At 68.9% G+C, this 5,579-nt stretch carries 5 protein-coding genes; 3 read left to right on the top strand and 2 right to left on the bottom strand.

Annotation, left to right across the window (positions count from 1 at the left end):
* Nucleotides 1-369: 369 nt before the first annotated feature.
* Complete coding sequence (locus ACFU7D_RS26810; protein ID WP_378873123.1) at nucleotides 370-2,034, top strand: LPXTG cell wall anchor domain-containing protein; 1,665 nt, start codon at nucleotides 370-372, stop codon at nucleotides 2,032-2,034.
* Nucleotides 2,035-2,085: 51 nt separating this feature from the next.
* On the opposite strand, the gene ACFU7D_RS26805 is transcribed toward ACFU7D_RS26810, so the two are convergent.
* On the bottom strand, nucleotides 2,086-3,555 hold the full coding sequence (locus ACFU7D_RS26805) for a peptide MFS transporter (protein ID WP_378873121.1): 1,470 nt from the start codon (nucleotides 3,553-3,555) through the stop codon (nucleotides 2,086-2,088).
* 144 nt (nucleotides 3,556-3,699) lie between these two features.
* On the opposite strand from ACFU7D_RS26805, the gene ACFU7D_RS26800 reads away from it, so the two are divergent.
* Together ACFU7D_RS26800 and ACFU7D_RS26795 are read left to right on the top strand one after the other, a co-directional pair.
* Nucleotides 3,700-4,518 (top strand): MerR family transcriptional regulator, encoded by an 819-nt coding sequence (locus tag ACFU7D_RS26800; protein ID WP_378873119.1) that lies wholly within the window; start codon nucleotides 3,700-3,702, stop codon nucleotides 4,516-4,518.
* Nucleotides 4,515-4,874 (top strand): VOC family protein, encoded by a 360-nt coding sequence (locus ACFU7D_RS26795; RefSeq protein ID WP_378873117.1) that lies wholly within the window; start codon nucleotides 4,515-4,517, stop codon nucleotides 4,872-4,874. The genes ACFU7D_RS26800 and ACFU7D_RS26795 overlap by 4 nt, the downstream gene beginning before the upstream one ends.
* Before the next feature lie 4 nt (nucleotides 4,875-4,878).
* Here ACFU7D_RS26795 and ACFU7D_RS26790 read toward each other — a convergent pair.
* The coding region (locus ACFU7D_RS26790; RefSeq protein WP_378873115.1) for an SDR family NAD(P)-dependent oxidoreductase at nucleotides 4,879-5,579 on the bottom strand (701 nt) is incomplete at its 5' end.

Here is a 5,579-nt window from a genome sequence, read left to right as displayed (position 1 = left end):
GGACGCGGTGCGTGGGCGCGCTGCCGCGCTCGCCGGACGACCGTCGGCGGCCAATCCGTCAGGGACTTGGTCCCAATCCAGGCCGGAATCGCTAGGGTCGTAGGTCCCGTCCACCCCAATATTGGGTAGGCACAGATAGTTCCTTCAACCCGCTGAGACAGCGCCGGGAGACCCTCCTTTCACAGGCCTCGCCGAGGCGGCCCACACGCCGCACTTGCTCCACGGTTTCAAGAGGTCTCCACGATCCACCCGAGATCGACCCAGGCCGACCGCGACAGGCATCCCTGTCCGCCCGCCCGGTCTCGGGTACCTCAGCCCTGCCTGCTCACCACAGGCACGGACCACAACACGCCCTGAAGGAACCAGCCCATGAACATGCACAGCTCCACCAAGATCGGCCTCGCGGCCGTAGCCGTTGCCGGAGTCGCCACGGTCGTGGCAGCCCCTGGGGCTCAGGCCGCACAGGACTGCAAGACGACCACCGTGACCTCTCAGGTCAAGGTCGCCGACGAGAAGAAGGCCCCCAAGGTGACGCCTGCGGTCACGCACGTGGAGCACACCGAGGCGGTCTCCCACGAGGAGTCCCGCTTCTCGAAGGTGGTCCTCGGTGAGAGCCACGAGGCTGTCACCGAGGACCAGTTCCGCAACTCCGTCTACACCCGGACCTACACGCCCGGCACCGACGCGGTGACCGACACCGTCGAGCACCCGGCCGAGACACACACGGTCGAGCACCCTGCCGAGTCCCACACCGTCGAGCACCCGGCCCAGACCCACACGGTCCAGCACCCGGCCCAGACCCACACGGTCCAGCACCCGGCCCAGACCCACACGGTCGACCACCCGGCCCAGACCCACACGGTCGACCACCCGGCCCAGACCCACACGGTCGACCACCCGGCCCAGACCCACACGGTCCAGCACCCGGCCCAGACCCACATCGTCCACCACGAGGCCGTCACCCACGAGGAGACTCGCATCAAGGACGGCGGCTACGCCTACAGGCAGAAGCAGACCGGCAAGGTCCGCTACCTGAACACGCCGGATTGGAACGGCGAGGACGAGCACGGCGACAAGGGTTGGGTCCGCTTCGCCGGGGGCGACCTGACCGAGACCGTCACCATCGTGGACACGGAGGCGTGGGACGAGACGGTCGTGGACAAGGAGGCCTGGACTGAGACCATCGTCGACAAGGAGGCCTGGACCGAGACCGTCGTGGACAAGGAAGCCTGGACCGAGACCGTCGTCGACAAGGAAGCCTGGACCGAGACCATCGTCGACAAGGAAGCCTGGACCGAGACCATCGTCGACAAGGAAGCCTGGACCGAGACCATCGTCGACAACGAGGCCTGGACCGAGACCATCGTCGACAAGGAAGCCTGGACCGAGACCATCGTCGACAACGAGGCCTGGACCGAGACCACCGTGGTCGCGGAGGCCACTCCTGCCGTCTTCGGCGCGTGGCAGTGGGACCACTTCACCACCTGGACCACCACGTCGGGCACCCCTGCCGATGAGGACGGTCAGGACGGCGATGACAACCCGCTGAACCTGTCCCAGATCGGCGAGCAGTACGAGCAGACCCTGATCACGAACGAGGCCTACGCCGACCCGGACGTCACGCACTACTTCGTCAAGGACGGTGAGCCGACCACGTACCTGGCCGACGCATCCTGGACCGCCGACGAGCCCGAGGGTTGGGACCTGGTCGACACCCGCACGGTGGAGGACAGCCCGGCGTCGGACGTCACCGTGGTGGACTCGCCCGCCTCTTCGGTCACGGTCGTCATCGCGGCTGTCTACGAGACCAAGACCGACACCTCGGAGAAGTGCGCGGCAGTCGTCAAGGACGCCAGCGCCAAGAACGCCAGCGCCAAGAACGCCTCCGAGGTCCCGACCCGGATCGATGCCGGTCTGGCTGGGACCCTGCCGAACACGGGCGGTCCGAGCGGAGCGCTCCTCGCCGTCGGCGGGCTGCTCGTCAGCATCGGGGGCACCGGGGCCTTCCTCGCCCGTCGCCGGAAGGACGCCTGACCCACACGTACAGGCGGGCGTGACTCCTGCTGGCCGCGTACGCCGTGAAGGTCAGTGCACGCCCGCCATCAACCGGCGGATGGGCCGGTTGCCGATGAGCAGCACGACGCCGACGACGACGGAGGCGAGCCCGACCCACCAGAAGAAGCCGCTGTCGTCGCTCACGTCGTAGAACTCCGCCAGCCGGCCGGACATCGCGGTGCCGAGGGCGACGGAGAGGAAGAACAGCGCCATCATCTGGGTGCGGAACCGCTCGGGGGCGAGCTTGGTGGCCAGCGAGAGACCGACCGGGGAGAGCAGCAGCTCGGCGAGCGTGAAGAGCAGCAGGATGAACGCGAGGCCGATCAGCGGCACCGTGTGCTCACCGCTCGGCATCAGCAGGAACACCCAGAACGCGATGCCCATCAGGATCGTGCCGATCGCGAACTTCACCGGCGTCGACGGCTGACGGGAGCCGAGCTTGGTCCACAGGGCCGCGAAGACCCCGGAGAGCAGGATGATGAAGACCGGGTTGATCGAGTTGACCCAGGAGACCGGCATCTCCCAGCCGAAGATGTCTCGGTCCAGGCGCTGGTCGGAGTAGACCACCATCACGGTGAACTGCTGCTGGTAGAGCGACCAGAAGACCGCGGAGGCGACGAAGAGCGGCACCATCGCCGATACCCGGCTCCGCTCGATGGCGGTGACCTGGCGGCTGGAGAGGATGACGGCGAAGAGCGCGACCGCTGCGACCGCGCTGATGCCGATCACGATGTTGGCCAGTCGAGGCGCGGTGATGACACCGGTCAGGCAGAGCACGACGATCAGCGCCACGGTGGCGACGGCGATGGCGATCCAGCGGCCGCGCTCGTTGGCGGGCAGCGGGTTGGGGACGACGCGGCTCGCCTCCGGGAGCGCGCCCCGGCCACGTGCGTACTGCACCAGACCGAAGATCATCCCGATCGCGGCCAGCGCGAAGCCGACGTGGAAGCCCCACTGCTTCTGCAGCAGCCCGGTCAGCAGCGGACCGACCAGGGCGCCCAGGTTGATGCCCAGGTAGAAGAGGGAGAAGCCGGCGTCGCGACGCTCGTCGTCGGGGGCGTACAGGGTGCCGACCAGGGAGGACGCGTTCGCCTTGACGCCGCCCGAGCCGAGTGCGATCAGCACCAGCCCGACCCCGACTCCGGCGATGCCGGGGATCAGAGCGAGCCCGAGGTGGCCGAAGACGACCAGCCAGGCAGAGGCGAAGAGCGTACGCTCCGCGCCGAGCAGACGGTCGGCGATCCAGGCCGCGATGATCGTCGAGAGGTAGACCGCGCCGCCGTAGGCACCGACGATGCCGAGCGCGACCGGCTCGCTGATCCCGAGACCACCCTCCGCCACGGAGTAGTAGAGGTAGATCGCCAGGATGCCCTGCATGCCGTAGAAGCTGAACCGCTCCCACAGCTCGACGCCGAACAGATTGGCCAGTACGCGCGGCTGGCCGAGGAAAGACCGATCGCCGGGATGGCCGGCGGTGGCCTCACTTTTCAGTTCACTCATTACTTCAGGCTCACCCCACGGCAGTCCTCTGCCCAAATCGAGAGGGTGTGTTTGTGTGGATTTGTTTGCGCTCTGTGACGTTTACCACTCTCCGTTCGCGACATCCTTGTTTCTCCCCCTGGGGGAGACAGCAGGATGGACCGCATGAGCGAGCCGCTGCTGTCCATCGGGGCCTTCTCGCGCGCCGCCAGCCTCTCGATCAAGGCGCTCCGCGCCTACCACGCCCAAGGCCTGCTCACGCCTGCGGCGGTCGACCCGGAGACCGGCTTCCGTCGGTACGCCGCGGGGCAGCTGGCCGACGCCACCATCATCCGCCGGCTCCGTGACCTGGAGGTCCCGCTCGCCGACGTCGCGACCATCCTGGCCGCGCGCGACCCCGAGGTCACCGCGGCGACCCTCGCCGGCCACGCCGACCGGATGCGCGAGCGCGCTCGGCAGGTCGAGAAGATCGTCGACGACCTGCACGCCGCACCCGCTGCCTCCTGGACCCCGCCACGACTCGTCGACCTCCCGGCCACGAACGCGGTCGCCCTGACCGGCATCGTCCGAGACGGTGCCTACGACGCCTTTCTCGGGCCGGCGTTCGAGCGACTCGAGCAGGCGTGCCGCGACGGCCTGGTCGAGGTCAGCGGGCCCGCCTCCGCGCTGTATGACGCCGAGTTCGTCGACGATGCGGAGCAGCAGGTCACGGCGTACTTTCCGGTTCGTGCGGACGTTGCTCCCGTGGGCACCGTCCTGCTGCGCCTGCCGCCCGTCACGGCCGCGGTCGCCACCCACGCCGGCAGCTACGAGACGCTGCCCGACACCTACGGGCTCCTCGGCACCTGGGTCGCGCACCACGGCACCCCGACCGGGCAACCGATCCGCGAGGCGTACGTCATCAACGACTCCGACGGTGTCGTGCCGTCGGCCTACCAGACGGACATCGTCTGGCCGCTCACCCCTCGAGAGGAACCCGCATGACCCTGACCCTCGGCGCCATCACCTTCGACTGCTCGGACGCGCTTCGCACCGCGACCTTCTGGGGCGCGGCGCTCGATCGTTCGCTCGACGAGGGGAGCACCGACGAGTTCAGCTCCATCGGTCTGAAGCAGCCCACGCCTGGCGTGCCGGCCTGGCTCTTCGCGCGCGTGCCCGAGCCGCGTCAGGTGAAGAACCGCGCCCACCCCGATCTCATCGCACCCGACCGCGCTACGGAGGTCGCGCGCCTGGTCGACCTCGGCGCGACGGTCGTCGCCGAGCACGACGAGTTCGAGATCCAGTGGACCGTGCTGCGTGACGTCGAGGACAACGAGTTCTGCGTCGCCGGCGCTCACTGAACCGCTACCACGCGAGCGCGCCGTCCTTGTCCTGGAGCGTCCCGGTGGGGACGTCGAGGTCCAGGGTGGCGAGGCGTACGACGATCCTGGCGCTCTCCGCGGGCGGCCTGGCGATGTCCTCGATGCCGAAGCCGGCGGTCATGTCGGTGTCCGTGGGACCTGGCTCGACGGCGTTGAACCTGATCGTGTCGTACGCCTTGGCGTACTGGACGGTCAGCATGGTCGCGGCGGCCTTGGACGCGGCGTAGAGCGGCAGGAACATCCCCTGCTCGACCCGGCCGGGGGTGGTGTTGGCCCAGAACGAGCCGAGGCTGCTGGACACGTTGACCACGCGCGGGTTCTCCGAGCGGCGCAGCAGCGGCAGCGCGGCCTCGGTGACGCGGATGATCCCGACCGCGTTGATGTCGAAGACCCGCAGCGCGGTCGGGCCGTCGAGCGGGTCGGCGACGAGGACGCCGGCGTTGTTCACGAGTACGTCCAGGCGGCCCTCGGCGGCCTCGATGGTCGCCAGCGCGGCGGTGACGGAGGCGTCGTCGGTGACGTCGAGCTGGACGAAGCGCGCACCGAGCTCGGCGGCCGCCTTCTCGCCTCGCTCGGCGTCCCGTGCGCCGAGGTAGACGTCGTAGCCGGCCTCGGTGAGCTGGCGGGCGGTCTCGAATCCGATGCCCTTGTTGGCGCCGGTGATGAGTGCGACGGTCATTGTCG

The sequence above is a fragment of the Nocardioides sp. NPDC057577 genome (genome assembly GCF_042801335.1).
GTDB lineage: Bacteria > Actinomycetota > Actinomycetes > Propionibacteriales > Nocardioidaceae > Nocardioides.
This window is presented reverse-complemented; position numbering and strand designations above follow the sequence as displayed.